The sequence below is a fragment of the Streptomyces ossamyceticus genome (assembly GCF_001418475.1).
GTDB classification, from domain to species: domain Bacteria; phylum Actinomycetota; class Actinomycetes; order Streptomycetales; family Streptomycetaceae; genus Streptomyces; species Streptomyces ossamyceticus.
Map to the genome: position 1 here is coordinate 181 of NZ_LIQX01000916.1, position 3,004 is coordinate 3,184.

A 3,004-nucleotide genomic window follows, 5' to 3' on the forward strand; every position below is an offset into this window, starting at 1 on the left:
GCGCGCCAGGTCACCCGATATGAGGGCTCACCCAGGACCCGATCGTCACGTACAGTCACAGGGGGCGCACAGCATGTCGCGTTCGACGGCATCACCGGAAGACGACAGCACCACCAGCGACGACACCACCGGACACCACCGGACACAGGGGTTGATATGTGCGGAATCGTGGGATACGTCGGATCACAGTCCGCGCTCGACGTGGTCCTGGCCGGGCTGAAGCGGCTGGAGTACCGGGGGTACGACTCGGCGGGCGTGGCGGTGCCGGCCGACGGAGGCCTGGCCGCCGCNNCCACACCCGCTGGGCCACCCACGGCGGCCCCACCGACGTCAACGCCCACCCGCATCTGGACAACGCGGGCCGGGTCGCCGTCGTCCACAACGGCATCATCGAGAACTTCGCGGCCCTGCGCGCCGAACTGACCGAGCGGGGCCACGAACTGGCCTCCGAGACGGACACCGAGGTCGTCGCCCATCTCCTCGCCGAGGAGTACTCGTCGTGCGACGACCTCGCCGAGTCGATGAGGCTGGTCTGCCGCCGTCTGGAGGGCGCGTTCACCCTCGTCGCGGTGCACGCGGACGCGCCCGACGTGGTCGTGGGCGCCCGCCGCAACTCCCCTCTGGTGGTGGGTGTCGGCAAGGACGAGGCGTTCCTCGCGTCGGACGTCGCCGCGTTCATCGACCACACCCGCTCGGCGATCGAGCTGGGCCAGGACCAGGTGGTGGAGCTGCGCCGCGACGGCGTGACGGTGACGACGTTCGACGGCCGCCCCGCCGAGGTCCGTTCGTACCACGTCGACTGGGACGCGTCGGCCGCGGAGAAGGGCGGCTACGACTACTTCATGCTCAAGGAGATCGCCGAGCAGCCGAAGGCGGTCGCGGACACCCTGCTGGGCCGTATCGACACGGCGGGCTCTCTGACACTGGACGAGGTCCGCATCTCCGACCAGGAACTGCGCGAGCTGGACAAGGTGGTCATCGTCGCGTGCGGTACGGCCTTCCACGCCGGCCTCATCGCCAAGTACGCCATCGAGCACTGGACACGGGTGCCCTGCGAGGTGGAGCTGGCCAGCGAGTTCCGCTACCGGGACCCCATCCTCGACCACCGCACGCTCGTGGTCGCGATCTCCCAGTCCGGCGAGACCATGGACACGCTGATGGCCGTGCGCCACGCGCGCGAACAGGGCGCCCGGGTCCTCGCGATCTGCAACACCAACGGCTCGACGATCCCCCGCGAGTCGGACGCCGTCCTCTACACCCACGCGGGCCCGGAGGTCGCCGTCGCCTCCACGAAGGCGTTCCTGACCCAGCTGGTCGCCTGCTACCTGGTCGCCCTGTATCTGGGTCAGATCCGCGGCACCAAGTGGGGCGACGAGATCCGAGCGGTGATCCGCGACCTCTCCCGCATCTCCCGCGAGGTCGAGCGCGTCCTCGAAACGATGGAGCCGGTAAGGGAGTTGGCGCGCACCCTCGCCACGAAGAAGACGGTGCTGTTCCTCGGCCGCCACGTGGGCTACCCGGTGGCCCTCGAAGGCGCCCTGAAACTGAAGGAACTGGCCTACATGCACGCGGAGGGCTTCGCGGCGGGCGAGCTGAAACACGGCCCGATCGCCCTGATCGAGGAGGACCTCCCGGTGGTCGTCGTGGTCCCCTCCCCCGCGGGCCGCTCCCTCCTCCACGACAAGATCGTCTCCAACATCCAGGAGATCCGCGCCCGTGGCGCCCGCACGATCGTCATCGCCGAGGAGGGCGACGAGACGGTCGCCCCCTACGCCGACCACCTCATCCGCATCCCCGCGACCCCCACGCTCCTCCAGCCCCTCGTCTCCACGGTCCCCCTCCAGGTCTTCGCCTGCGAACTGGCGACGGCCCGGGGCAACGAGGTGGACCAGCCACGCAACTTGGCGAAGTCGGTGACGGTGGAGTGACCGGGGCGGGGGCCACCGCCTCAGCGGCCCTGGTGGGGATTGGCCCTGATCCGCAGGACGAGCGAGATGGCGCCGCAGGCCACCACGGCGAAAACGGCACCGCCGTAGTTCTCCTGGACGATGCTGCCGGCGGCGATCACGGAGCCTATGACGAGGGGTAAGCCGGCGGTCTTGCCGTTCTTCTTCACGAGGGCCTCTCCCGAGTGGTGGGTACCGAACCGCAGCATGATCCCAACGCGCGGCGGGGCCGGGCCAGCCGATAACAGGGCGTGGCGCGCCGGGATTTGGCCGCCGACGCCGCACCCGGGCGGGGCGGACCCGATGTGGTGTGGTGTGGTGCGCCCTGCCGGGGTGGCGCGCCGTAGGGTGCAGATCATGCCCATCATCGGAGTCGGCATCGACGTCGCCGAGATCGACCGTTTCCGCGCGGCCCTGGAACGGACCCCCTCCATGGCCGAACGCCTCTTCGTGCCCGACGAGCTGCTCCTCCCGAGCGGCGAACGCCGGGGCATCGCCTCCCTCGCGGCCCGCTTCGCCGCGAAGGAGGCCCTCGCCAAGGCCCTCGGCGCGCCGGCGGGCCTCCACTGGACCGACGCGGAGGTCTACGTCGAGCCCTCCGGCCAGCCCCGCCTCCGAGTGACCGGCACGGTGGCGGCCCGCGCGGCCACGCTCGGCGTCAAGTCCTGGCACATCTCGCTGAGCCATGACGCGGGGGTGGCCTCAGCGGTGGTGATCGCCGAGGGCTGATGCCGGGACGCCCGGTGGCTCGGGGTCCACTGTTGTCGTGCGGGCGCGGGTGATTCGTGGTTTCTCGCGCAGTTCCCCGCGCCCCTGGAGGGACGGGCCTGCGGCCCGCCCTCCCCCGAAAGGCATGGGCCTGCGGCCGGATGGCTCCGTTGAAAAGCGCGGGTCGCAACCCCGGCCGCTGCTCAGGATGAAGGCCGGGCCGCCAGGCCCATGCCTTCAGGGGCGCGGGGAACTGCGCGAGAAACCACAGCGCACCCGCAGTCGCCCTGCGACAGTGGCCCCCGAGCTACTGGGCGCCCCTCACACAGCCCGGGTCACGAGTGACCCAG

At 70.8% G+C, this 3,004-nt stretch carries 2 protein-coding genes and 1 pseudogene; 2 read left to right on the top strand and 1 reads right to left on the bottom strand.

Annotated elements, in window-relative coordinates; genetic code table 11:
• Window positions 1-292: 292 nt before the first annotated feature.
• Window positions 293-1,928 (top strand): annotated as a pseudogene (gene glmS / locus AOK15_RS40490) (glutamine--fructose-6-phosphate transaminase (isomerizing)); the annotation flags it as partial.
• A 20-nt stretch (window positions 1,929-1,948) separates the two neighbouring features.
• On the opposite strand, the gene AOK15_RS40495 reads toward glmS, so the two are convergent.
• Window positions 1,949-2,155: a hypothetical protein gene (locus AOK15_RS40495; protein ID WP_055524169.1), complete on the bottom strand. Its 207-nt coding sequence runs from the start codon at window positions 2,153-2,155 to the stop codon at window positions 1,949-1,951.
• Between the two features lie 148 nt (window positions 2,156-2,303).
• Between AOK15_RS40495 and AOK15_RS40500 the strand changes: the two genes are divergently transcribed.
• Complete coding sequence (locus AOK15_RS40500; RefSeq protein WP_055524171.1) at window positions 2,304-2,675, top strand: holo-ACP synthase; 372 nt, start codon at window positions 2,304-2,306, stop codon at window positions 2,673-2,675.
• The last annotated feature ends 329 nt before the right edge of the window (window positions 2,676-3,004 follow it).